Raw genomic sequence first — 22979 nt, forward strand, 5'->3', positions numbered from 1 at the left:
TGGAATCATGGTTGAAGATGTAACGGGATATGTGACAGAACTGATCGAAAAAGGAATCGAATATGGCGCAAGCGATATCCATTTGGAACCAGTGCCTGAAGGGATCATGGTTCGGTTTCGTCTCGATGGCTATTTGCAGGAGATGGAATGGAAGGAAGAAGGGTGGGGACCGCCGCTTGTTTCGCGCATTAAATTAATGAGTGGGATGGACATTGGCGAACGCAGATTGCCTCAGGACGGTGGCTTCGCATTTCAGACAAAAAGTCGGGAAGGTAGAAGCAGCTCTATCGATGTGCGGGTAGCTACATTACCGACGATTTACGGGGAGAAGATCGTGCTACGCCTTTTGCCTCATGATACGAAGTATCGCTCGTTGGCTTCGCTTGGCATGAACGAAACGGATGTGTTGCGAGTGCGCCGGATGCTTGCGAAGGCGCAGGGAATGGTTTTGATTGCAGGTCCGACAGGAAGCGGAAAGACGACGACCATGTATACGATGTTGCATGAATTGCAGCAGCGTGGGCGGAACATTGTGTCCTTGGAGCAGCCGGTTGAATATCGTATCCCGGGTATTAACCAGGTGCAAATTCATCCGCGGGCCGGTCTGTCCTTTCATGAGGGGCTGCGGGCGGTGCTGCGGCAGGATCCTGACGTGATTCTGGTTGGCGAAATCAGGGACAAGCCTACCGCAGAAGTGGCAGTGCGAGCCGCGTTAACTGGTCACTTGCTTCTTTCCACCATTCATACGCTTGACGCAGTAGGTACTGTTTTGAGGTTGTTGGATATGGGGATTGAACCTTACCTTGTTAGTTCGGCGCTTACCGGGGTGATTGCACAGCGTCTTATCCGCAAACGATGCCTGCGTTGCTACGGTCGAGCTGTGGATTGTACGGCCTGCCACAGCACGGGCTTTCAGGGGCGTGTCGGCGTCTACGAAGTGCTGCAAATTGATGAAGAGTTTCAGCCGTATATTTTAAACCGTTGTTCTGCGGCCGTAATGCGTCGATATCTGGAGGAAAGTGGATTCGTATTTCTTTCATCCCTTCTGGAACAGAAATTGGCGGAAGGGGTGACGGAGGGAGATGAGCAGGGGCAATATCAAGCGTATGTTCCGACGGGCGCGCTGGCCCGATGATTCGCTTGCGTATTTGAGCCAGCATTTGTCTTACTTGCTTGCGGCCGGTATTCCGCTTCTTGAAAGCCTTTCTTTGATTCTGCATCATTTCACTCCAAGAAAACGAGAAGAATTGCTGCGTGTCCAAAAAAAGCTTGAAAGTGGTGCATCGCTCTCCGCCGCTTTGCAACAAATAAACGTTCCGCCTTTATTTCTTTCCCTTGTGGCTGCTGGGGAGCAACACGGTCGCTACGATTCTAGCTTAGCGTTCGCTGCGCGTTATTACAGGCGGCGCGCTATCTGGAAACATCAGCTGTGTCAACTTGTCAGCTATCCTTTGCTTTTGCTGGTGTTATCCTGCGTATGTCTTTGGTTTTTGCTTCATATTACTTTGCCTCATTTGTTCTCCATATACGATACGATGCATCTTCCGCTTCCGCCGCTAACAGGATGGTTTATCCGCGTGCTCTCCGTTTTGCCGGCATCCGGCATAGCCGTTATGGGAGGGGCGGCATTGGGGACGGGCGTCATTTGGCTGTTTTGGAAGAGAGAGTCGCTTATGTTTTTCATGTTGCGTGTGCCTATTTTGCGTTATTGGCTCAAATTGAAAATCACTCACTATTTTGCATTGCAAGGTGGGCTTTTGCTTGAGGCGGGCATTTCCGTGCTGGAAGTTTGTCAGCTGTTTCAGGCGAAAGCGCCCTGGCTATTCGTTAGAAACATCATGCAGCAGATTGAGGCAGAGCTAAAGCGCGGCCATCCTCTCAGCCGTGCCCTGCAATTCCATAGCTGCTTCACTTCAGAACTGGTGCGTTATGTTGAACTCGGGGAAGAAGGGGGGAAGGTAGCCGAATGTTTATTGTTTTATAGTGAACAAATGGAGAGGCAGATAAGACAACAGGTAGAGAAAACAATGCGATGGTTAGAGCCACTTATTCTATTGTTGGTCGGAGGAGTTGTGCTTATCGTTGTTTTGTCCTTTTTTTTGCCGGTGTTGCAAATGATGGGCGAACTGAAATAGAGCCAAAGGAGGAAAGAGCCGTGCTTTCGGGACGCGCAAAAAAGAAGGAAGCCGGGTTTACTTTAATTGAACTTTTGATTGTTGTCGCGATTATCGGAGCGTTTTTAATGGTCGCGTTTCCCAATTACAAAAGCGCTGTTGCCAATGCGTATTCGCGTAGTTGCGAAGCAAACCAACGGTTAATCCTTACGGCTTTGGAAGCCTATGCGATTGAGAATGGAAACGAATATCCGCCAGCTGCGAACGCGCTGGGCGAATTGGTGGCGAAAGGATATCTGCATGAGGAGCCAAAATGTCCTGCTAAAGGGCAGTATAAAGTGGAGGTTTCATCCGCTGAGAAGAAAGTGACGGTGACGTGTGATAAACACGGGACGGCGAAATGAACAAGGTTTCAGTCTTATCGAGGTTACGATCGTGTTTGCGATCTGGGCCGTATTGCTTTCATTAGCCGTGCCTTCATTTTTGCAGATGGTACAGCGACTTCAAGGACAGTGTTTTATGGAAAAGTTGAGCGTGGATATCATATATGCTGCAAACGAGGCGTTAAGCCAGCGGGGAAAGGTCAAGATAGAGTTTTCTATTGATTACAACCAGTATGTAGTGAGGCGAAGTTGGCAGATGGGAAGAAGGATCGTTAATGTGCCCCGGGGATTTACGATATACTCTAATTTTAATAACGGAACCATCGTTTTTAATGAACTGGGGCACGTAGGGCAGGCAGGTAGTTTTTATCTTGTTTATCCAGATGGTATGAAAAAACGGCTTACGGTGTATATGGCTAGCGGTCGTGTTGCGGTTAGCACGGTTAAGTAAGGGAGAAGCGAAGGTGCGCGAAAGAGGATTTACGTATATCGAAGCTCTGCTGGCAATGGCGTTACTGTCCGCAGTCATTCTCTTTGTCCATGAAGCGCTGTATTACACCGCGAGGGAACGGGAAGAGAAAATGTATGAAACGCAAGGTTATTTGTTCGCGTATTCGCTTGTTGAACAATGGAAGGCGGGGCTGACGATAACCGGAACAAGCCAAGAGTTTCGCGGTACACTTTACGAAATGCGACTGATCCCGGGCAGGGTAACGAACCGGGTGGAAAAATGTGAGGTGGAAGTACGGTGGGAAAGCAGACGCTTAGGAAGAAGGTATGTTCGGTTTACTGGTTACCGTTTCGTGCCCGTCAAGCCTGGAACACCGTCCGCGACAATCGGGGGATTACCTTAATGGAAACACTGGTTGCATCCGTTGTTTGTTGCCTGGTTTTGATCGCAGCCTCTTTGTCTTTTGTCGAAGCGCAGCGGCAGTTTGCAAAAGCAAAAGCGGCGGCCATATTGGAGGCGGAAGCGCGCGGATTTTTCGCTTATGCGGAGGAAGAAATTCGGCGCTGCGATCGTTTCCACAAAAAGAACAATCAGTTATGGTTTAAGGACGAGAAGGGGAACGATATTGTTTATCAACAGGTCGGGAATAAAGTCGTCCGAAAAATGAAAGATGGGTATATTTTTTTGGCTCAGTATGTGAAAAAGTTTGACTTTGAAGCAGAGCAGCAAGGGTGCCGCTTTCACCTCGAATTGAAAAATGGGGAAGCCGAGTGGAAAGGAAGCATTTTTATCGGAAAAAGGGTAGAATTTGCCGGAATGGAGTGATATAATGCTGAAAAGTTTCGGCAATTCGCGCGGTTCCGCTTTTTTTATTGTGCTTGTTTATACGCAGATTTTATGCTTGATTGTACTGCATCATTTGTCTGTCTTTAGCATGTTGCGGCAAATACCGCGCAACGATGAGGAAAGAATGAAGATGCATTATGCTACAGAAGCAGGGCTGTATTTGAGAATAGAGGAAGCGCTTCAGAATTTGCAGGATTTTTCGCAGCGCGAGTATCAGATAGGAGACGTAACTGTGAAAGTATTAATGGAACCGTGGGGAACGAAAGAACTTTGGTTGTTGGCGGTAGGAAGCGCTCCATTTGCTTATGCGCACCGTACACGTTTATGGTGTACGGTTGATAAAAAAACAGGAATCATGACGAAGTGGAGTGAGTATAAGATTGACGACTCAGATTATCCTGATTGGGTTTATGGGAACCGGGAAAACGACAGTTGGCCAGGCTATCGCCAAGCGGCTTGGCTGGAAGCAAGTAGATGTTGATCATTGCATCGTGGAAGCTACCGGAAAGGAAATCCGGGATATTTTCAGGGAGCAGGGCGAAGAAGGGTTTCGAGCGCTGGAAACGAAGATGTTGGCCCAGGTATTGAACGGTTCGATTCCGCAGGTAGTGACGACTGGAGGCGGGGTAGTAACCCGGAAGCAAAATGTGGAATTGATTGTCCGCCATGGTCTTGCTGTTGCTTTGCGCGCGACACCGGAAACGATTGTAGCCCGGTTGCACGCGGATGCGACCCGGCCGTTGCTTGCGGGGGATGTAGAGCGGAATGTCAGGCGCATTATGCAGGAACGTGAAGGATTGTACGATTTTGCCCCTGTCCAGCTTGTGACCGATGGAAAAAGCGTGGCTCAGATTGTGGACGAACTATGGGCACATCCGGCGTTTCGGCGATTTTTGACGCAGAACGATTGAAAACGGGGGGAAACGGATACGCTATAAGTAACAAGTGATATTGAGGAGGCGTGTGTGCATGTCTTCACAGGAATATGTGCGATATTTGACCAAACGTTTTGTCGAGTATCTGGAGACGCCGAAGGAGCAGCGGGTAAAAAAGCCGAAAGAAGCGTGGATGTATCGCTGGTTCGGAGTGCTGCCGCTGGCGTTTGGCATGTTGTTTCACCGGAAGCGAAGGCAAGACAGAGGTAAAAACCCGGGCGCGTAACTATGCCGCGCCCGGGTTTTTATGCGGGGGGCGCGGGTGTATGGGACAGATAAAACACTCCGCCGTTAATAATTTCTACCTCAATCCGTGGCTCGTATTGCCAGCGTAGTTCTTCCGCTCGTTTTTCTTTATGATTCAATACAGGTTCTTCATTTTCATCTTCGGTTGCTGTTTTTCTTGCGTAAAAGTGTTCGATTTGCGCAAGTTCGGCCGCAAGACGTGAGCGGGCTTCGCAGGCCCATGTTTTATCTTCTGCGTCAATGGCTGTTTGCACGTGCCGCTCAAGATGCTGGACGGCTGAATCAATGCTGAAAATTGGACGCATGGTATAAGCGTAATCCGGCAATACGGGAAGGATGTTACGCGCCTCAAGATAGTCGAAAAAGTTTTCTTTGATTTGCCCGTGTATAAGGTTTATTCCGAGCGAAAGGAGCCGATCTTTTTTTCGATCACAAATAAAGGAAATTTTGTAGTTGATGCCGAGCCATGGAGTTAGGGCAAAATGTAAGTTAGAGCCGTTCGGAGGATCAGTGTGCTCATACAGGCGGATATAACGGCCATGGCGTTGTGCGGAGGCGAAGAATTGCTGCAACCGCGGTGAGCCGAAGGTAATATCCTCCCCGTTCACCCCTTCAGGAAGCGAGGCATTATCGAAGACAAACGTCATGCACATTGGCTGCGGCTCAAGGTTTAGCCGTTCCACGTACGTCCAATAGAAAGGACGGTTTCCCAGATCTTTATCAACCTCGATTGGAAGTTCTACTTTGAAATAGGCAGGATGCTGTTCGACATAATGGGCTTGATGGGCGGCGAAATATCGCTCAAGAAAAGAACGGACCTGGGCTTGGTTCAAGGTAGCACCCCTCCTTTCCATGCATCGGTTGTCGGCACGGCCGGTTGAACCGATTCGCGTACCGATTGGATGACCTGGCTTAAATTGTCCATCTTAATTGTCAACTCTCCTTCGCATTGTGAAGATAGAAGAATATCAATGACATTTTTCTCGAATGACTTCTGTAAATGAAGACGGTCGATGATTGTTTCCAGTTCACCGATCACCATTTCGAATAGGTTGATTTTTTCATACAACAGATGGAGAATTTTTTCCTCGATGGTTCCTTGGGTAGCCAAGTTGTAGATATAAACATCTCTCGTCTGCCCGAGGCGATGTACGCGGCCGATCCGCTGTTCAACACGCATTGGATTCCAAGGCATATCATAATTGATAATCCGATTGCAGAATTGCAGGTTAATGCCTTCACCGCCCGCTTCTGTAGCGATTAGCGCTTGAGCTCGGTGTTCAAACAATTGGCTCATCCAATCTTTTTTGCTCCGTTTAAAGCCGCCGCGGAAGAGAACGGACGTTACGCCATGCTGGGCGAGAATATGCTGCAAATACTGTTGAGTTGCCCGATATTCGGTAAAGATAATAATTTTATCATCCGCTTCCTTGATAATTTCGATGACTTTTTCCGCTTTTCTATGGGTGGTCACTTGCTTAAGAATATCCAGCAGTCTGCGGATTTCCTGGCGCAATGGCGAATCTTCGGGCGCACGGTTGTGCATATTAACCAGCGTGACAAGCGCCGCGTCCCGGCTGCTGCAAATTTCGCGCTGCAACGTAATAAGCGCGAGCGGGTTTTTGTACCCGCTGCCTTCGCTATGATACTGTTCTTGTACAAAGCGGGTTACGCTGTCGTATAAATGCTTTTCTTCCGGCGACAGTTCGATAGGCACGGTGATGACGTGGCGGGCTGTAAATTCGACTTTGCCATCGGCGCGCCGGTTGCGAACCATCACTTTTTTTAACTCTTTTTTTAGCATCTCGTTGTTTTTTACTTGACGTTTTCCTTGGACGTAGCTTTGCTGGAATTGCGCTGATTGCCCGAGATGACCCGGCTTTAGGAGCGTAATCAGGTTGTACAATTCGTCAAGTTTATTTTGGATCGGAGTGGCGGTCAACAACAGACAATATTTCTTTTTGAGTTCCTGGATAAATTGGTAGTTTTTTGTGTTTTTATTCTTTAATTTATGCGCTTCATCCACGATAACCAGGTCATACGATTGATTGAGCACGATATCGCGGTGAGGCGGGCGTTTTGCCGTATCAATCGAAGCGACAAGAATATCATATTGAGTCCACATGTATTCTTTGCGTTGCGCCGCCGCTGAGATCAAAAATTTGTTATTTAGTTCGCGCACCCACTGCACGACAAGCGAAGCAGGCACGAGAATTAGCACTTTTTTGACCAGACCGCGTACTATATATTCTTTCAATACAAGACCAGCTTCAATGGTTTTTCCGAGACCTACTTCATCTGCAAGCAGGGCGCGGCCATGCATATCGCAGATGACCTTTTGCGCCGTCTCAATTTGATGCGGCAGGGGCGTAAAATGTGGCAGATGACGCAGACACTGCAATTCATTGAAGTCATGCACCGCGCTTGCTCGCGCCGCTTCCCATGCCAGGCGGTACAATTCTCTATGGTGCCAAGGTCCGTCTTCTGCCATTCTCGCCTTCAATCCGTCAATCCAGTCTCTTTGAAAAGAAACAGGAATGTCTGTCATATGAAATCCACCCTCTTTTTTCCGATGCATACGCAAATGTAGCATGCGCAAAAAGGCAAACATTTATACAAGTTACCGGCACTCATCCTCCATTTCTTTTTGTCAGACCCATGTGAGTAAAGCCTGTATTTTATGTACTTTTGTGAGTGCAGTTTTGGTATAATATAAGTGAAAAAATTTACGTATTAGGAGGAAATTCGTGGAGTATATTCAAGCACACAAGCGCACGCACAAACGACTTTCGACACCCAAAATTTTAAAACGTGCCCTGTTTATCATACTGGGTGCTGCTCTCGTATCGGTCGGGCTGGAAATTTTCCTTGTACCGAACAATATTATTGATGGAGGAATTGTTGGTGTTTCTATTATTCTTTCACATTTGACAGGACTTAAGCTGGGCATTTTCTTATTTTTTCTTAATCTTCCATTTCTTTTTGTCGGATATAAACAAATTGGAAAAACGTTTGCCATATCCACATTGCTGGGCGTTGCAGTGATGTCGTTAGGTACAACGCTTCTCCATCCGGTTCAGAAAGTGACGGCTGATCCGTTGCTTGCGGCTGTGTTTGGCGGAATCATCTTGGGCATCGGTGTGGGAATGGTGATCCGTTACGGTGGTTCGCTTGATGGTACAGAAATTGTCGCTATTTTGTTTAACAAAAAAATGCCGTTTTCTGTCGGGGAAACGGTTATGTTTTTCAATATTTTTATCTTGGGTAGCGCCGGATTTGTATTTGGCTGGGATCGCGCTATGTATTCGCTGATCGCGTATTATATCGCGTTTAAAATGATCGATGTGACAATCCAAGGGTTGGATGAATCGCGTTCGGTGTGGATTATTAGCGATAAATATGAAGAAATCGGTGAGGCCTTGCTCGCGCGCTTGGGCCGGGGCGTTACGTATTTGAATGGGGAAGGCGGATATACAGGGGACGATAAAAAAGTCATTTTCTGCGTAATTACCCGTCTGGAAGAAGCAAAGCTTAAAGCGATCATCGAAGATATAGATGAAGCGGCGTTTCTTGCAGTCGGCTCAATCCATAACGTAAAAGGTGGAAACTTTAAAAAGCTGAACGTTCATTAAAGCAAAAAGACGGGGCAAAAGCTTTGGCATGCCTCGTCTTTTTACTTTTCCGGCTTGCGGTGAGATGGAAGCCGAAACCGTTTAGGGGGAGCGATCGGAGGAATAACATATCGAATGACGAGGGCGGCCGGCAGCACATATCCTACCATCGCTTCGATCATTGCGACGCCGCGCGCAAGACCAAAAGGACTTAAGTCGCCATACCCGACGGAGAGAAGTGTTATCGCGCTAAAATAAAAGGACCGGGTAATCCGGTCATACCATTGGTTTTGATGCGCTGCTGAGGCGTAATGATCAAGAATAAACCCAAGTCCCAGCCATTCAAGCGCGCAGTACACGAGACCGAAAGAAAGCACGAGATTCATATAGAGCAGAAATAATAATAAAAAATTATACCAAGTTTTCTGTCCCGCGATTGTCGATTTCATTTCCTCACATCCGTTACATACACATAGTAGAGAGTGTATTTGTACATGTGTATGCTGAAGCGAGAAAGTTATAGCCGTGATCTATAGAAATTTTCGTGGGACTCGTCGTTTTGTTTATCGGATTTTGTCTTGTCTTTTTGTACGCTGAGCAAATGATTACGCAATGTTTCAGCACATGCTGCACAATATTCACCGGATGAGATGAGCGTATCACAGTTTTTACATTGGTATTGTAAGTTTGGGTAGCGTGCAAGATCAAAGTATTTCTGGCGAATCAGGTACTCGATATAACGAACCGGAATGTCAAGATCTTGAGAAACCTGGATTAGGGGAGCATTCCGTTTTTCTTTCTGCTTTAAATAATCGCGAATGCGTTTCGCAGTATCCAGCTCTTTGCTTGCGCAGTCGGGACATACGGGTTTTGAAAATTTCATAAATACTTTGCCGCATGCGGCGCAGTTTGACAACATCTGTCTATCCCCCCTCCTTTTTCTTATACAAAGGGTTTTTGGATACTTTTATAATAAGGTTTTTTATTTACTTTTTCCTCCGCTCTCCGCTGAGATTTAGTAAAATAATTCTATAGTAACAGGATATAAGGCTTATATTTTAGGTGTTGAATCCGCAAGAAAGAGATGAAATAATGGATAAGAAAGGTAGAATAACTAAAATTGCACAGGCTCTCCCTACCTTTACTATTAGCGTGGGTGGGAGCAGTTGAAACTTTCAGGCCATAAGGAGGGACACACATATCAATGGAAAAAAAACCGTTGCTTGGCCGGATCGATGAACAGGGGAATTTAGTACTGCCACCGGAGATTCAAGAAATTCTGGGATATGGAACGATTGAGATCGAGGTGGAAGGCGATTGCATCGTATTAACCAAGACGGAACCTATATATACATGTGTCTTCGAGCCGAGACGTAATAAGAAATAGATGCACCAGAAGAAACGGGGCTTGTGCGTTCCATTTTTTGTTAGGTGAGGGAGTTGAAGAAGTAAGTTTTTCAAATTTCGGTTTATACCGTAATACAAGAGAAAGGCGCGTGGGGTGTTTCCATTGCCTATTTATTTCCAAAGAAGAGAAGCGTGTGGAACGGAGAACAAGAAAGAATGATAATGTTCGAGTTTACACCACTTTTCTCATGTTTTTAGAAGAGATATATTATTTTTTTTGTTTTAAAAACAAATGTTTATAGCTGTTTTTTGTTTTTTGTTAAGATTTTATCAAAAAAAGCATTGCATTTTTTAAAATTCATGGTACCATAGAAAAGGATTACATATTTGATTTTTGCCAATAATAAAATATCGTGCGGATGAAAGCAGAGGGAGAGAACGCGCTTGATGCGTCGCCGAAGGAGCAAACCCACCTTATCAATCTCTCAGGCAAAAGTACCTCTGCGGGACGCGCCTCTGGAGAGAGCTCGCGCTTTGAGCGGGCCACCAAAGGGGAAACCGGCGCTTTGAGAAGCCGGGTAGCTCTCAGGTACAAAGGACAGAGATGGGGATGATACCCTATTTCTGTCCTTTTTTATGGAAAAAGGGCGAGTGGCAATGCCTGCGAGCTTTTCTTAATTAGCCAGCGACAAACAAGGGAGGTCTTATACACGATGTCAGCCTTAAAACGAACGCCTATTTACCCCTTGTACCGGGAATACGGGGCTAAAACGATTGATTTCGGTGGTTGGGAACTGCCTGTCCAGTTTTCTAGCATTCAAAAAGAACACGAAGCGGTACGTACAAAAGCGGGCCTGTTTGATGTGTCGCACATGGGCGAAGTGGAAGTGAAAGGGAAGGATACGCTCGCATTCATACAGAAAATCACGACAAACGATGCTTCGAAGCTAGCCGTAGGCCAAGCACAGTACTCTATTATGTGTTATCCGAACGGTGGTACGGTCGACGATTTGCTGGTATATAAGTTGAGCGAAGATCATTATTTGCTGGTCATTAACGCGGCCAATATCGAGAAAGACGTAGCCTGGATGCAGCAGCACGCGGAAGGCGACATGATTTTGCGTAATATATCAGATGAAACGGCCCAGCTCGCTTTACAGGGGCCCATGGCCGAACAGGTGCTCCAAAAACTCACAGATACCAATTTATCTGAAATCCGTTTCTTTCACTTTAAGCCAGAGGTGAAACTAGCAGGTGTATGCGCGCTTGTATCCCGCACCGGATATACAGGAGAGGACGGTTTCGAGATATATGTCAAACCGGAAGATGCGCGCGTATTATGGAAGAACATCCTGGAAGTGGGCGGAGATGACGTTTTGCCGTGCGGGCTTGGAGCGCGGGACACGCTGCGATTTGAAGCCCGTTTGCCGCTGTACGGGCAGGAGTTAAGCGAAGACATTAGCCCGATTGAAGCTGGGCTCAGTTTTGCGGTTAAGGTTGACAAGCCGGTTCCATTTATCGGCCAGGAGGTGTTGAAGCGGCAAAAAGAAAGCGGAGCACCGCGTAAGCTGGTTGGCATCGAAATGATTGAACGGGGGATTCCGCGCTCGCACTACCCGGTGTATGCGGGAGAAGAAAAAATCGGGGAAGTAACCACCGGTACACAGTCGCCGACGCTGAAGAAAAATGTCGGACTTGCGCTGATTAAGCGGGAGTATAGCGATCTTGGTGCGGAAGTGGACGTAGAAATCCGCGGCAAACGCCTCAAAGCTAAAGTCGTTAGCACGCCGTTTTATAAGCGGCCCAAAATATAAGACAAAAAATAAACAAAGAAACCCGGAGGATGTAAGTATGAGCAAAGTAAAAGCAGCTTTTAAATACAGCAACGAACATGAATGGGTAGAGGTGCTCGATAAAGAACGGGTACGTGTCGGCATCACGCATTTTGCCCAAGAACAGCTCGGCGATATCGTATTTATCGAACTGCCGGAAGAAGGTGCTGTTGTGAAAGCGAACAAGAGCATGGGTACCGTCGAATCGGTTAAAGCAGTATCCGATATTTATTCGCCGATAAGTGGAGAAGTGGTAGAAGTAAATGGTGCGCTGGAAGAAGCGCCAGAAACAATCAATCACGATGCGTATAGCGCAGGCTGGATGGTTATTGTAAAAATGTCCAATCCGGAAGAACTTGAGCAATTGATGACAGCAGAACAGTACGAAGCGTTTATCAAAGAGGAGGAGTAAGTCGTGAAATACCGATACCTTCCAACTACGGAAGCCGATCGTCAGGAAATGCTGGCGGAGCTCGGCATTTCAGATGTGGCGGAGCTTTTCTCTGATATTCCGGAAGAGGTGCGTTTTAAAGGAGAGCTTGACATTCCGGAAGCCATTCCGGAAGCGGAGCTAACCAAATATATGAGTCGACTGGCAGGGAAAAACGTAAATGCGCTCGATTACGTCTGCTTCCTTGGCGCTGGCACGTACGACCATTATATTCCGAGTGTAGTGAACCATGTGATTTCCCGCTCGGAGTTTTATACCGCTTATACGCCGTATCAGCCAGAGATTAGCCAGGGTGAATTGCAGGCTATCTTTGAATTTCAGACGATGATTTGCGAATTAACTGGCATGGAAGTAGCGAATTCGTCCATGTATGACGGAGCGACCGCGCTAGCGGAAGCAGCGGCGATGACGGCCGGTAAAACGAAGCGCAAAAAAGTTGTCATTTCCCGCGCCGTGCATCCGGAAGCCCGTTCTATTTTGCGGACATACGCGAAAGGCCAGGGGCTGGAAGTGGTCGAAGTTGGCTTGAAAAATGGACTGACTGATTTGGATGAGCTTGCGAAAGCGGTTGATGAGAATACGGCGTCTGTTCTTGTACAGTATCCAAATTTTTTGGGTGGAATCGAAGAGCTGGCAAGCATTGAGCAAATTGCACACAAACATAGCGGGCTGTTCGTTGTAAGCGCCAATCCACTTGCGCTGGGCATCCTTAAGCCGCCGGGAGAGTTCGGAGCTGACGTGGTTGTTGGTGATGCACAGCCGTTCGGGATTCCGATGGCTTTCGGCGGACCGCATTGCGGCTATTTCGCAGTGAAAAAAGAGTTGATGCGTCAGATTCCGGGTCGGATTGTCGGCCAGACGAAAGATGAACGCGGGCGCCGTGGTTTTGTATTGACGTTGCAGGCGCGCGAGCAGCACATTCGTCGGGAGAAAGCGACATCTAACATTTGCTCGAATCAGGCATTGAATGCGCTGGCGGCGGCGGTGGCAATGACCGCGCTCGGCAAGCAGGGTGTACAGGAGATGGCCCTTTTGAATGTACAGAAAACGCAATATGCGAAAAGGGAAATCGAAAAATTGGAAGGGTACGAAGTGGCGTACAGCTCCCCGGTATTTAATGAGTTTGTTATCAAAACACCGCGTCCGGTATGCGAGATCAATAAAGAGTTGTTGAAGGAACGGATTATCGGCGGTTTTGATTTGTCGCGCGATTATCCGGAACTTGGACAGCATATGCTCATTGCTGTAACGGAATTAAGAACGAAAGAAGAAATTGACCGACTGGTGAAAGGATTGGAGGGAGGGCGCTATGCTTAAAACAATGCCGAGAACGGAGCTTGCGAAAGATAAAGCGTTGATTTTCGAGATGAGCAAACCGGGTCGTGTGGGCTATTCGCTTCCAGCGTGCGATGTGCCGGAAGTCGATGTTGCGTCTGTCATTCCGGGAGAATATTTGCGCGAGAAGCCGGCGGAACTGCCGGAAGTAAGTGAATTGCAGCTCATGCGCCACTATACGGAGCTTTCCAGACGCAATCATGGCGTTGACTCCGGATTTTATCCGCTCGGTTCCTGCACGATGAAATACAATCCGAAAATTAATGAAGATGTGGCCCGTTATCCGGGGTTTGCATGTATCCATCCGTATCAGCCGGAAGAGACGGTACAGGGCGCGCTACAGCTGATGTATGAACTACAGCGGGATTTGGCGGCAATTACCGGTATGGATGCCGTTACGCTTCAGTCGGCGGCGGGGGCGCAGGGTGAGTGGACCGGTTTGATGATTATCCGCGCCTATCACGAAAGCCGGGGTGAGAATCGGACGAAAGTCATTGTTCCAGACTCAGCACACGGCACAAATCCGGCGTCCGCAAGCGTAGCAGGTTTTACGACCGTAACCGTTCCTTCCGATAAGAATGGATTCGTGGATATTGAGGCGTTGCGCCAGGTGGTCGGCCCGGATACGGCAGCACTGATGCTCACGAATCCGAACACGCTCGGTCTTTTCGAGAAAAACATTGTAGAGATCGCGGAAGTTGTGCATGAAGCAGGCGGCCTTCTGTATTATGACGGCGCGAATGCGAATGCTATTCTCAGCAAGGCACGTCCGGGCGATATGGGATTTGACGTTGTGCATTTGAATTTGCACAAAACGTTCACTACGCCGCATGGAGGTGGCGGCCCGGGGTCTGGTCCAGTTGGCGTGAAAAAAGAGCTGATTCCGTTCTTGCCGAAGCCGCTTGTGGTCAAGGAAGGCGATATGTATCGCCTTGATTTTGACCGCCCGCAATCGATCGGCCGCGTTAAGGCGTATTATGGAAATTTCGGCATTAACGTACGTGCGTATACGTATATCCGCACGATGGGGCCGGAAGGGCTGCGTCTTGTGTCCGAACACGCGGTTTTGAATGCAAATTATATGATGCGCAAATTGGCAAAATATTATGACCTGCCATTTGATCATATCTGCAAGCATGAGTTCGTTCTTTCAGGCAAGCGGCAGAAAAAATTGGGCGTGCGTACGCTTGATATTGCAAAACGTCTGCTTGACTTCGGCTATCACCCGCCAACGATTTATTTTCCGCTTATCGTAGAAGAATGCCTCATGATTGAGCCGACGGAAACGGAGTCGAAGGAAACGCTCGATGAATTTATTGAAGCGATGATTCAGATTGCAAAAGAGGTGGAAGAGACGCCGGAAATCGTACAAGAGGCGCCACATAATACGGTGGTCGGTCGCTTGGATGAGGTGCTCGCCGCGCGCAAGCCTGTATTGCGGTACACAAAGGAATAAATGGGTTGCTGGATATGTAATGTAAGAAATACCACCCTGCCTTTGCGGCACGGGTGGTATTTTGTATGTCGGAGTGCAGATACTATGATTCAGAAGGGCCGCGGTTGGGTGGCTTACATTTCTAGACAGGAAGGAGATGCTCTGGGATGTTAACAGACCGGGAGCTTTCTCATTTTCGTTCCATGCTCGAGACCCAGCTTCAGGATATAAAAAAACGCCTTGAAGCGGATGATGCATATGGTATTGGACGGGCGGCCATGAAGGAAACAGTGGGTGATCTGTCCAACTATGACAACCATCCGGCCGATCATGGTAGCGAAACGTTTGAGCGAGGCAAAGACATTGCATTACATGAACATAGCGAGGAAGAAATACACGACATAGAGCGAGCGCTTACGGCAATGGATAAAGGGACGTACGGTATGTGTGAAGTATGCGGTGCCGATATCCCGTACGAGCGGCTGGAGGTGCTGCCGACCGCGCTGCGCTGCGTGCAGCATGCAGAAGAGGAGTATGTATCGCGCCGTCGTCCGGCGGAGGAGGATATACTTGCCCCGCCGTTTGCCGCGTACGCCTATGATACGTGGGATGCCACGTTTTATGATGCGGAAGATGCGATGCAAGAAGTGGCGAGATACGGTACTTCGGATACCCCTTCTGATTTCGGGGAACAGGCGCGCCTGGATTATAATGATATGTATGTGGAATCGGAAGAATCGGTCGGCTATGTGGAAGAGATTGAAGGCTTTTTGCTTGCGGATATGGAGGGCAACTATATCGGGGTTAATACAGAGGATCCGCTACATGAAAAATACGAAGATATGCTGGATGACGCCCGCGTCGTATCTGTATTAGGCAATCCAGATTTGCTGGAAGACTATACAGAAGATGAAGGATATGTAAAAGAATAAAAAGGAGACCAGCAGGCCTCCTTTTTTGTTGCACTAACGATCGTCGCTTATCTTTTGTAGCGAAATTCTTCATACTCATCAATGTAGTAGTCGTCATGACGTAACTCATCGTCATCATAATACGTATCATCGGCGTATACGACTTCGGCCGCCTCCCGGCATTTGGAGCAATAGCTCCGGTTTCGTTCCCAGAGTACCAGCTCTTCGCCGCAATAAATACACAAATCCCTCATCGCGCAATTCCCCCTTTGTGATACTCTCGGAATTTTTTCATGTACATATCTTACCTCAACTTTTATTTTTTCAAACGGGAAATTATTCAATCGGCTTCCGGTGTTTTCCAAACAATAGAACAAAGCGAGAGAATTTGTGGAATATGCTACAATAAGTAAGGAGGAACATCGGAAAGGGGCAAAAGAAATGGAACAGTGGCGTTTTATTGATACGGGGGTACATTCGCCTGCGATGAATATGGCGATTGATGAAGCGGTGCTTATTGTACATAGCGAAGGCAAAACGAAGCCGTCGCTCCGGTTTTACACCTGGAATCCGGCAACCGTATCGATTGGTTATTTTCAAAAAGCAGAAAAGGAAATTGATTTGGATAAAGTGCGCGAATATGGTCTAGGCTTTGTACGCCGGGCGACGGGCGGTCGCACCGTGCTGCACGATCAGGAGCTGACATACAGTGTCGTAGTGTCTGAATCCCACCCGGCCATGCCGTCCAGCGTAACCGACGCGTACCGTGTGATCAGCGTAGGATTGCTGGAAGGGTTTCGGTTGCTAGGGCTTCAGGCAGATATGGTTCATCCGGACGATGCAAAGTTTGCCATCCCATCTTCAGCTGCGTGCTTTGACTCCCCTTCTTCTTATGAATTGGTCGTGGAAGGGAGGAAAGTGGCTGGAAGCGCGCAAACAAGGCAAAAGGGGGTTATTTTGCAGCACGGCTCAATTTTGCTGGATATAGATATCGATATGTTGTTCGATATTATACGTCATCCGAATGAGCGTGTACGAGACCGTCTTAAAAAAAATTTTGCCGACAAGGCGGTGGCGATTAATCAGGTGCGTAAGACTCCGGTGACGCTTGCTGAGGCGCGGAAAGCGTTTCGGGAAGGGTTTGCCAAGGGGTTTGGTGTAGAATTGGTGGACGATACGCTAACGGCTGAGGAAGCGGAGCTTGCTGAACAACTGGCGCGCGAGAAATACGGGTGTGACGAATGGAATTTCAAACGCTAGAAAAAAGCGGCCTGTAACGGCCGCTTGGAGGGGCTGTCTCAAAAGTCATGAGCCAGCCCCTTTAGTATGAAACAATACCTACATATAAATATTCATTTTTGCCAATAAATCTAAATATAGCGTTTCGAGTAATAGAAAACTTCCTCACTTCCCCTTTTGAGAAAGCCTCAGTTTATATTATAGCGAAACGTCATACCGCTCCCTGCTGTTTTTTCGCCTTTTTGCATGCACTGGAAAAATGCTTTGTATGCTTTGTAACCCTCCCTGTTTCTTGTAAAACAATGGAGGAAATAGAAATTTATAAAAGATTTTACATAAAAAAATTTGTCGAACGCTTTTTACCAAAAAGATAGGAAATTAACTATATATTGTGGTAAAATCTAAACATAAACTCAATATATTGACGTAATAGTAAAGGTTGGTTTAGACTAAGAGGGCACTAGTCAAATGTATCAGACATGAGAAGTTTGGTCAATTTATATTTCACATAATGGGAGGATAAAAAATGGAGGCAACAACCGAAACAGCGGGAAAAACGAAGCTTGAAGGGTTAAGTGAAAAAATTTTCCTCGACCGCTACGCGTTAAAAGATCCGAATCCAGACAATGTACAGGTCGGCGACACTGTACTTGTTTTGACGAAAGATGATCCGAAGTTCCCGAAAAAAGAAGTCGGGGTTGTAGAAAAGCGTGAAGGCGATACCATTCATGTTAGACTGCGTAACGGGGAGATGGTGGTGACCGAAGCGGACAAAGCGCTGCGGACGTTGGAATGTACGCCAGAAGAGATGTGGGATCGCTTGGCGAAGACGATCGCGTCCGTGGAAACAACACCGGAGAAGAGAAAAGAATGGACAAAGAAATTCCGCGCGCTTCTTGATGACTGGAAGCTTGTTCCGGGTGGCCGGATCGCGGCGGGCGCTGGCGCGAATGATGAGCTAACGCTGTATAACTGCTACGTGATTCCGTCTCCGCACGACAGCAGGGGCGGTATTATGGAGACGCTCACTCAGATGACGGAAATTATGTCCCGCGGGGGCGGCGTCGGCATTAACCTGTCTTCGCTTCGTCCGCGTCGCGCCCAGGTAAAAGGCGTAAACGGTTCTTCGAGCGGTTCCGTGTCCTGGGGTGGTCTGTTCAGCTATACGACCGGGTTAATTGAACAGGGAGGTTCGCGCCGTGGGGCTTTAATGCTTATGATGAATGACTGGCACCCGGATGTGCTTGAGTTCATTACAGTCAAGCAGAACATGGGCCTGATTACAAACGCTAACCTGTCGGTTTGCATCAGTAACGGTTTTATGAAAGCTGTTAAAGAAGATTTGGAATGGGAGCTGAAATTCCCGGATACGACCGATCCGGAATACGATGAAATTTGGGATGGAAACCTGCAAAAGTGGGAAGAACTAGGAAAACCGGTACGCGTGTACAAAAAAGTCCGCGCCCGCGACATGTGGCACACCATTATTGAGTCGGCATGGAAATCAGCCGAACCGGGCGTTGTATTTATGGAATACTATAACCAGATGTCTAACAGCTGGTACTTTAACCCCATTATTTGTACAAATCCGTGTGGAGAACAAGGACTTCCTGCATGGGGTGTATGTAACTTATCTGCGATTAATCTTTCAAAATTCACGAAAGACGGCGATGTAGACTGGGAAAATCTCAGAACAACAGTGCGTCATTCTGTACGTTTCCTTGACAATGTCGTTGATGCAACGCCGTATCATTTCCCAGAAAATGAAGCGAACCAGAAAAAAGAGCGACGTATCGGTCTTGGCACGATGGGGCTGGCAGAAATGCTCATCCACTTAAAAATTCGCTACGGCAGCCCGGAATCGCTCGAATTCTTGGACAAGCTGTATAACTTTATCGCGCGCGAAGCGTACCTTGCTTCTACAGAAATCGCGGCGGAAAAGGGAAGTTTTCCGGCATTCGACGCGGAGCTGTTCCTTAAGAGCGGCTTCATGAAGCAATTTGATGAAGAAGTACGCAATGCGGTACGGGAGCGTGGCATGCGCAACGTGACAGTTTTAACACAGGCTCCGACCGGCAGTACAGGAACGATGGTAGGAACTTCGACAGGCATTGAGCCTTTCTATGCCTTCGAATATTACCGTCAAAGCCGCCTTGGTTTCGACAAACAGTATGTACCGATCGCGAAAAAATGGATGGAAGAAAACAATTCCGATACGCTACCGGATTACTTTGTCAGCGCGATGGATCTATCTGCCGAAGACCATGTACGGGTGCAGGCCGCTATCCAGAAATGGGTGGACAGCTCCATCAGCAAAACAGCAAATGCGCCGGCCAACTTTACGATTGAAGATACAAAAGCATTGTATGAGCTCGCTTTCGATCTCGGATGCAAAGGCGTCACTATCTACCGTGACGGCAGCCGTGACGTGCAAGTTCTAACAACGAAAGATGAAAACAAAGAAGGAAAGAAAGAAACGGCTCGGGAATCAAAAGCAGAAAAAGCCGCTCCGGTTCAAGACGTAGATGAAGTACCGCCGACGAAAGATTACCGCCGCCGCCCGCTTAAGCTAAAAGGCGCGACATACAAAATGAAGACTCCGCTCGGTAAAGCCTACATAACGGTAAATGAAGTGGACGGAGCGCCGTTTGAAGTAATCGTAAATGTAGGCAAAGCGGGAAGCGACGTATTTGCGATGTCCGAAGCGCTTGGCCGCGTGTCTACGCTCTTCTTGCGTTTCGGTGAACTGCCGGACGGTAACAAAGCGCGTCTGCTGATTAAGCACCTTAAAGGGATCGGGGGTTCCGGTGCGGTTGGCTTTGGTGCAAACCGCGTAGATTCGATTCCGGACGCGGTGGCGAAAGCGATTGAGTTCTATCTTGACGGAGAAAATAGTGATGAATCAGTTGCATCCACAAATGATGTACCGATGAATGCACCGGAGCGCGATGAAGACGGCGATGTCTATCGCGAAGGACTTGATCTTTGCCCTGAGTGCGGCGCCGCGGCGCTTGTGGCGGAAGAAGGCTGCAAACATTGCGAAGCATGCGGCTATTCCCGTTGCTCGTAAGTAAAGCAACAAGAAAACCGGCATCTTGGATAATTCCATGATGCCGGTTTTTAATTGAGCGTTTTGCAAAATAGTAATTTCACCCAAGGTGAAAAAACAAGAAACTATACTGCATTTGATTATACTTTATTTTTTAAAGTAACTATTGCGTAAAACTCGACGAAAAGACAATGGTATGCTCTCAATCCGATACTTCCCATGATTCGACTATTCGGTGAGCTGTTCTTGGATCATATCCTTTTCCTAATAAATAGCTAATAGCTGCTACTTCTCTTAAGGCATGAGCATGCGATGTGAATTTCGCTTCCTGTAAGCCATATCTTACAAAGGGTTCAATCATGCTTAATGTCTCGTTTTTTAAAGCACTTATAGAATGGTAAGGCTGTGAATAGTATGGTTACATTTGATAAGGGGATTGAGGATACATACTATCTAACTCCTTTTTTATTTTGTGTAACAGTCACGATTCAGATTATGCTGTAGGCAAATATAAGTTTAGCCCAAATTTTCACATTTCCCAAATAGGAAGGTGAAGTGGATTTTCAAATAAAAATACTATTTTTTGCAAACTTTCCCCGGATAACAAAAATAACTTGGGCATTGGTATAATGATTCGTTCATCACTAAATTTTATTCCCGATGATCAACCCCATCGGCTACGATTAAAATATCGACATGTTTTGTACCTTTCATAATTTTAGTAACGATGGAGCCTTTTATAATTTCTTCCCAGCGAGAGCGGGCTGACTGACCAAGAACAACCTGTGTAATACCCTTTTCCTCTACAAATTCAATAATAAGCTGCTCCGGTTTTCGACCACCCGGTGCGCGAATATGGAATTCGGCATCAAGATCTTTTGCAAGTTTTTCAAGCAATCGATGTTGCTTTCTTGTTGCTCCATCCATTTTATGAACGGGAACAAGCGGAATATTTAAAATGTATAACTGACATTTTAAGCGACTCGCAATACGCCATCCTCGTCGAATGAGACGTTCTGCATTTGGCCTATAGTTAACACAGACGAGAATTTTTTCATTAGCCCCTTTCATTCCATTAATGCCTTTTTCAAGTTTATATGATTCGAGACGTTCGTCGACGTCATCTGCTACTTCGCGTAACGCGATTTCTCGCAATGCGTTCAAGTTGCCAATACGAAAGAAATTTTTCAGTGACTGTTCTATTTTCTCTGGTTGATAAATGAGACCAGCTTTTAAGCGTTCGCATAATGTTTCCGGTGGGGTATCAATTAATTGGATTTCATTGGCCTCGTTCAACATCCAGTCCGGAATACGTTCCCGTACCTTTATCCCCGTTAACTGCTCTACAGTATCATTTAAACTTTCCAAGTGCTGAATATTAACCGCAGTCATCACATTTATGCCGGCTTTCACCAATTCCATGACATCTTCATAGCGTTTTTGATTTTTTGAACCTGGTACATTTGTATGCGCAAGCTCATCGACAATCACATACTGCGGTTTCCTTTCTAAAATTCCTTCTAAATCGAACTCTTTTAACTGTTTGTTTTTATAATCCACTTTCTTCAGTGGGAAAATAGGAAGGTTCTCGATTTGTGCTGCAGTTGCAGCTCGGCCATGTGTTTCAATAATACCAATAATAATATCGACGCCCTTTTTTAGTAATTCGTTTCCTTCGCGTAGCATCATATAGGTTTTGCCAACACCAGGGGCTGCCCCGATAAAGATTTTTAAATAGCCTCTGGATTCTTTTTCAATCCGTTTCAGAAGTTCTTCTGGCGTTTCCCTTCTTTTTTTAGCCGATGTTTTCATGGTATAAAAACCTCCAAAAGCCGCTTCTAGATTAGTAGAGGCGGCTTTGTTGTAAGTTATTTGCTTTGTGCAAGTAAATCTCGATTTAACTCGAATACATTGACGCGGGGTTCTCCAAATATACCAAGCTGCCGCCCTTTCGTATGCTTGTCGATCAAGGAAAGCAGCAGCTGTTCGCTTAACCCGGTTGCTTTGGCGATGCGTGGTACTTGTGCTTTCGCAGCTTCCGGTGATAGGTCAGGATCAAAACCTGAACCAGACGTTGTTACAAGATCAGCAGGGATTTTATTCTGCAGAGAAGGATTTTCTTTTTTTATTGCATCTACCGTTTCCTTCATGCTTTTTATATAATCTGGAGAAGCTACGGCTGCATTCGTTGCAGCGGAAGCGGTCGGATCGTATTCAGCGGCAGAAGCGCGTGGATGAAACAGCTTAGGTGATGTAAAAGCTTGCGCTAACAATACAGAGCCTTTAACTTTTCCATTATCTTCAACTAAACTCCCCTGCGCTTGGAAGGGAAAAAGAATCTGTGCAACTTCTGTTGTAAGTAAGGGATACAGGAGGCCGCAGACAATCATGAAGAGAATGGAAGCTCGTATGGCAGTATATAACGATTTCATCATCATTCCTCCTCGTATAGTATGTTTAAGCCCCTCAAAATCACGAATTTCCAGTTGAATTCGAGAGACTATTAACCAAAAAACCAAGATATATTTTCCTCCCCTGTAACTGTAAAGAAGGGGAGGGGGACACCACGCACATCCAGATCATGGGACTGGACTTTTCATGATGTCTCTGGACAATGATTCTTAGGATCGTTCAGGGAAACTCTCTATCCTCCTGTAGCTTTGACTACTTCGTAAGTCTGTTTCCCTGGTACTCGTTTGTACTTCTAACCCGCAGGCTGTTCTCTCTGACAACCCATGCTGGAAGATAGCAGCTTCCAGGCAGCCCATGGACCAGAGTAAGTTCTCATACGCGA

At 46.9% G+C, this 22979-nt stretch carries 25 protein-coding genes and 2 riboswitches; of the genes, 18 read left to right on the plus strand and 7 right to left on the minus strand.

Going from position 1 to position 22979, the window contains the following annotated elements; all coding sequences use genetic code 11:
* Positions 1-7: 7 nt before the first annotated feature.
* Genes BLR88_RS07895 through BLR88_RS07935 form a run of 9 tightly spaced genes read left to right on the plus strand, consistent with a single transcriptional unit; the run spans position 8 to position 4955 of the window.
* Entirely contained in the window at positions 8-1135 is a 1128-nt protein-coding gene (locus BLR88_RS07895) for a GspE/PulE family protein (protein ID WP_057898202.1), read from the plus strand.
* Positions 1083-2135, plus strand: coding sequence for a type II secretion system F family protein (locus BLR88_RS07900; RefSeq protein WP_082705926.1), 1053 nt, complete (start codon positions 1083-1085; stop codon positions 2133-2135). The genes BLR88_RS07895 and BLR88_RS07900 overlap by 53 nt, the downstream gene beginning before the upstream one ends.
* 20 nt (positions 2136-2155) lie before the next feature.
* Complete coding sequence (locus BLR88_RS07905) at positions 2156-2518, plus strand: competence type IV pilus major pilin ComGC (RefSeq protein ID WP_057898204.1); 363 nt, start codon at positions 2156-2158, stop codon at positions 2516-2518.
* Entirely contained in the window at positions 2493-2948 is a 456-nt protein-coding gene (locus BLR88_RS07910) for a prepilin-type N-terminal cleavage/methylation domain-containing protein (protein ID WP_057898205.1), read from the plus strand. Before BLR88_RS07905 ends, BLR88_RS07910 begins: the two co-directional genes overlap by 26 nt.
* Positions 2923-3351: a hypothetical protein gene (locus tag BLR88_RS07915; protein WP_139184945.1), complete on the plus strand. Its 429-nt coding sequence runs from the start codon at positions 2923-2925 to the stop codon at positions 3349-3351. The genes BLR88_RS07910 and BLR88_RS07915 overlap by 26 nt, the downstream gene beginning before the upstream one ends.
* Entirely contained in the window at positions 3351-3773 is a 423-nt protein-coding gene (locus BLR88_RS07920; RefSeq protein WP_057898207.1) for a ComGF family competence protein, read from the plus strand. Before BLR88_RS07915 ends, BLR88_RS07920 begins: the two co-directional genes overlap by 1 nt.
* 4 nt (positions 3774-3777) lie before the next feature.
* A complete protein-coding gene (locus tag BLR88_RS07925) occupies positions 3778-4275 on the plus strand; it encodes a pilus assembly PilX N-terminal domain-containing protein (RefSeq protein ID WP_091260375.1) in 498 nt (165 codons plus the stop codon).
* Positions 4175-4705 (plus strand): shikimate kinase, encoded by a 531-nt coding sequence (locus tag BLR88_RS07930; RefSeq protein WP_236781977.1) that lies wholly within the window; start codon positions 4175-4177, stop codon positions 4703-4705. Before BLR88_RS07925 ends, BLR88_RS07930 begins: the two co-directional genes overlap by 101 nt.
* 58 nt (positions 4706-4763) lie before the next feature.
* Positions 4764-4955 (plus strand): YqzE family protein, encoded by a 192-nt coding sequence (locus BLR88_RS07935; RefSeq protein WP_057898210.1) that lies wholly within the window; start codon positions 4764-4766, stop codon positions 4953-4955.
* Between the two features lie 19 nt (positions 4956-4974).
* Here BLR88_RS07935 and BLR88_RS07940 read toward each other — a convergent pair whose 3' ends face one another.
* Together BLR88_RS07940 and BLR88_RS07945 are read right to left on the minus strand one after the other, a co-directional pair.
* Positions 4975-5808 carry a YqhG family protein gene (locus BLR88_RS07940; RefSeq protein ID WP_175493577.1) on the minus strand — a complete coding sequence of 278 codons (834 nt, stop codon included), beginning with the start codon at positions 5806-5808 and terminating at the stop codon, positions 4975-4977.
* Positions 5805-7523: a DEAD/DEAH box helicase gene (locus BLR88_RS07945; RefSeq protein ID WP_091260397.1), complete on the minus strand. Its 1719-nt coding sequence runs from the start codon at positions 7521-7523 to the stop codon at positions 5805-5807. Before BLR88_RS07945 ends, BLR88_RS07940 begins: the two co-directional genes overlap by 4 nt.
* A gap of 199 nt (positions 7524-7722) precedes the next feature.
* On the opposite strand from BLR88_RS07945, the gene BLR88_RS07950 reads away from it, so the two are divergent.
* Positions 7723-8607 (plus strand): YitT family protein, encoded by an 885-nt coding sequence (locus BLR88_RS07950; protein ID WP_091260379.1) that lies wholly within the window; start codon positions 7723-7725, stop codon positions 8605-8607.
* A gap of 41 nt (positions 8608-8648) precedes the next feature.
* Here BLR88_RS07950 and BLR88_RS07955 read toward each other — a convergent pair whose 3' ends face one another.
* Both BLR88_RS07955 and BLR88_RS07960 read right to left on the minus strand, forming a co-directional pair.
* A complete protein-coding gene (locus BLR88_RS07955) occupies positions 8649-9035 on the minus strand; it encodes a potassium channel family protein (protein WP_057898213.1) in 387 nt (128 codons plus the stop codon).
* A gap of 68 nt (positions 9036-9103) precedes the next feature.
* Positions 9104-9505 (minus strand): hypothetical protein, encoded by a 402-nt coding sequence (locus tag BLR88_RS07960; protein ID WP_057898214.1) that lies wholly within the window; start codon positions 9503-9505, stop codon positions 9104-9106.
* A 285-nt stretch (positions 9506-9790) separates the two neighbouring features.
* Here BLR88_RS07960 and BLR88_RS07965 point away from each other — a divergent pair, with 285 nt between their 5' ends.
* The 6 genes from BLR88_RS07965 (at position 9791) to BLR88_RS07990 (ending at position 15918) form a co-directional block, all read left to right on the plus strand.
* Positions 9791-9973 (plus strand): hypothetical protein, encoded by a 183-nt coding sequence (locus tag BLR88_RS07965; protein ID WP_057898215.1) that lies wholly within the window; start codon positions 9791-9793, stop codon positions 9971-9973.
* A gap of 379 nt (positions 9974-10352) precedes the next feature.
* Positions 10353-10444: riboswitch (glycine riboswitch) on the plus strand.
* A riboswitch (glycine riboswitch) is annotated at positions 10445-10542 on the plus strand.
* A gap of 104 nt (positions 10543-10646) precedes the next feature.
* Entirely contained in the window at positions 10647-11747 is a 1101-nt protein-coding gene (gene gcvT / locus BLR88_RS07970) for a glycine cleavage system aminomethyltransferase GcvT (protein WP_057898217.1), read from the plus strand.
* A gap of 37 nt (positions 11748-11784) precedes the next feature.
* The gene (gcvH, locus tag BLR88_RS07975) at positions 11785-12177 is read left to right on the plus strand and encodes a glycine cleavage system protein GcvH (RefSeq protein ID WP_057898218.1); all 393 of its coding nucleotides are present in this window, start codon (positions 11785-11787) and stop codon (positions 12175-12177) included.
* A 3-nt stretch (positions 12178-12180) separates the two neighbouring features.
* Positions 12181-13533 carry an aminomethyl-transferring glycine dehydrogenase subunit GcvPA gene (gene gcvPA / locus BLR88_RS07980; protein WP_057898219.1) on the plus strand — a complete coding sequence of 451 codons (1353 nt, stop codon included), beginning with the start codon at positions 12181-12183 and terminating at the stop codon, positions 13531-13533.
* Positions 13526-15007 (plus strand): aminomethyl-transferring glycine dehydrogenase subunit GcvPB, encoded by a 1482-nt coding sequence (gcvPB, locus tag BLR88_RS07985; protein ID WP_254778263.1) that lies wholly within the window; start codon positions 13526-13528, stop codon positions 15005-15007. The genes gcvPA and gcvPB overlap by 8 nt, the downstream gene beginning before the upstream one ends.
* Positions 15008-15153: 146 nt before the next feature.
* Complete coding sequence (locus tag BLR88_RS07990; protein ID WP_057898220.1) at positions 15154-15918, plus strand: TraR/DksA C4-type zinc finger protein; 765 nt, start codon at positions 15154-15156, stop codon at positions 15916-15918.
* A 47-nt stretch (positions 15919-15965) separates the two neighbouring features.
* Here BLR88_RS07990 and BLR88_RS07995 read toward each other — a convergent pair whose 3' ends face one another.
* A complete protein-coding gene (locus BLR88_RS07995) occupies positions 15966-16151 on the minus strand; it encodes a hypothetical protein (protein ID WP_057898221.1) in 186 nt (61 codons plus the stop codon).
* A gap of 187 nt (positions 16152-16338) precedes the next feature.
* Between BLR88_RS07995 and BLR88_RS08000 the strand changes: the two genes are divergently transcribed.
* Both BLR88_RS08000 and BLR88_RS08005 read left to right on the plus strand, forming a co-directional pair.
* The gene (locus BLR88_RS08000) at positions 16339-17157 is read left to right on the plus strand and encodes a lipoate--protein ligase family protein (RefSeq protein WP_057898222.1); all 819 of its coding nucleotides are present in this window, start codon (positions 16339-16341) and stop codon (positions 17155-17157) included.
* Between the two features lie 505 nt (positions 17158-17662).
* Positions 17663-20206: an adenosylcobalamin-dependent ribonucleoside-diphosphate reductase gene (locus BLR88_RS08005; protein ID WP_091260381.1), complete on the plus strand. Its 2544-nt coding sequence runs from the start codon at positions 17663-17665 to the stop codon at positions 20204-20206.
* 630 nt (positions 20207-20836) lie between these two features.
* On the opposite strand, the gene BLR88_RS08015 is transcribed toward BLR88_RS08005, so the two are convergent.
* Positions 20837-21997 carry a universal stress protein gene (locus BLR88_RS08015; RefSeq protein WP_091260382.1) on the minus strand — a complete coding sequence of 387 codons (1161 nt, stop codon included), beginning with the start codon at positions 21995-21997 and terminating at the stop codon, positions 20837-20839.
* Positions 21998-22053: 56 nt separating this feature from the next.
* Positions 22054-22617: a potassium-transporting ATPase subunit KdpC gene (gene kdpC, locus BLR88_RS08020; protein WP_057898225.1), complete on the minus strand. Its 564-nt coding sequence runs from the start codon at positions 22615-22617 to the stop codon at positions 22054-22056.
* Positions 22618-22979 lie beyond the last annotated feature (362 nt).

Origin of the sequence: Aneurinibacillus thermoaerophilus, assembly GCF_900099925.1 — a bacterium.
Lineage (GTDB): Bacteria > Bacillota > Bacilli > Aneurinibacillales > Aneurinibacillaceae > Aneurinibacillus > Aneurinibacillus thermoaerophilus.

Excerpts from the sequence above, each read along its gene's own strand:
- BLR88_RS07895 (WP_057898202.1), top strand. The coding sequence starts at position 8 with ATGGTTGAAGATGTAACGGGATATGTGACAGAACTGATCGAAAAAGGA.
- BLR88_RS07900 (WP_082705926.1), top strand. The coding sequence starts at position 1,083 with ATGAGCAGGGGCAATATCAAGCGTATGTTCCGACGGGCGCGCTGGCCC.
- BLR88_RS07920 (WP_057898207.1), top strand. The coding sequence starts at position 3,351 with ATGGAAACACTGGTTGCATCCGTTGTTTGTTGCCTGGTTTTGATCGCA.
- BLR88_RS07925 (WP_091260375.1), top strand. The coding sequence starts at position 3,778 with ATGCTGAAAAGTTTCGGCAATTCGCGCGGTTCCGCTTTTTTTATTGTG.
- BLR88_RS07935 (WP_057898210.1), top strand. The coding sequence starts at position 4,764 with ATGTCTTCACAGGAATATGTGCGATATTTGACCAAACGTTTTGTCGAG.
- BLR88_RS07945 (WP_091260397.1), bottom strand. The coding sequence starts at position 7,523 with ATGACAGACATTCCTGTTTCTTTTCAAAGAGACTGGATTGACGGATTG.
- BLR88_RS07955 (WP_057898213.1), bottom strand. The coding sequence starts at position 9,035 with ATGAAATCGACAATCGCGGGACAGAAAACTTGGTATAATTTTTTATTA.
- BLR88_RS07960 (WP_057898214.1), bottom strand. The coding sequence starts at position 9,505 with ATGTTGTCAAACTGCGCCGCATGCGGCAAAGTATTTATGAAATTTTCA.
- BLR88_RS07965 (WP_057898215.1), top strand. The coding sequence starts at position 9,791 with ATGGAAAAAAAACCGTTGCTTGGCCGGATCGATGAACAGGGGAATTTA.
- gcvT (WP_057898217.1), top strand. The coding sequence starts at position 10,647 with ATGTCAGCCTTAAAACGAACGCCTATTTACCCCTTGTACCGGGAATAC.
- gcvH (WP_057898218.1), top strand. The coding sequence starts at position 11,785 with ATGAGCAAAGTAAAAGCAGCTTTTAAATACAGCAACGAACATGAATGG.
- gcvPB (WP_254778263.1), top strand. The coding sequence starts at position 13,526 with ATGCTTAAAACAATGCCGAGAACGGAGCTTGCGAAAGATAAAGCGTTG.
- BLR88_RS07990 (WP_057898220.1), top strand. The coding sequence starts at position 15,154 with ATGTTAACAGACCGGGAGCTTTCTCATTTTCGTTCCATGCTCGAGACC.
- BLR88_RS07995 (WP_057898221.1), bottom strand. The coding sequence starts at position 16,151 with ATGAGGGATTTGTGTATTTATTGCGGCGAAGAGCTGGTACTCTGGGAA.
- BLR88_RS08000 (WP_057898222.1), top strand. The coding sequence starts at position 16,339 with ATGGAACAGTGGCGTTTTATTGATACGGGGGTACATTCGCCTGCGATG.
- BLR88_RS08005 (WP_091260381.1), top strand. The coding sequence starts at position 17,663 with ATGGAGGCAACAACCGAAACAGCGGGAAAAACGAAGCTTGAAGGGTTA.
- BLR88_RS08015 (WP_091260382.1), bottom strand. The coding sequence starts at position 21,997 with ATGAAAACATCGGCTAAAAAAAGAAGGGAAACGCCAGAAGAACTTCTG.
- kdpC (WP_057898225.1), bottom strand. The coding sequence starts at position 22,617 with ATGAAATCGTTATATACTGCCATACGAGCTTCCATTCTCTTCATGATT.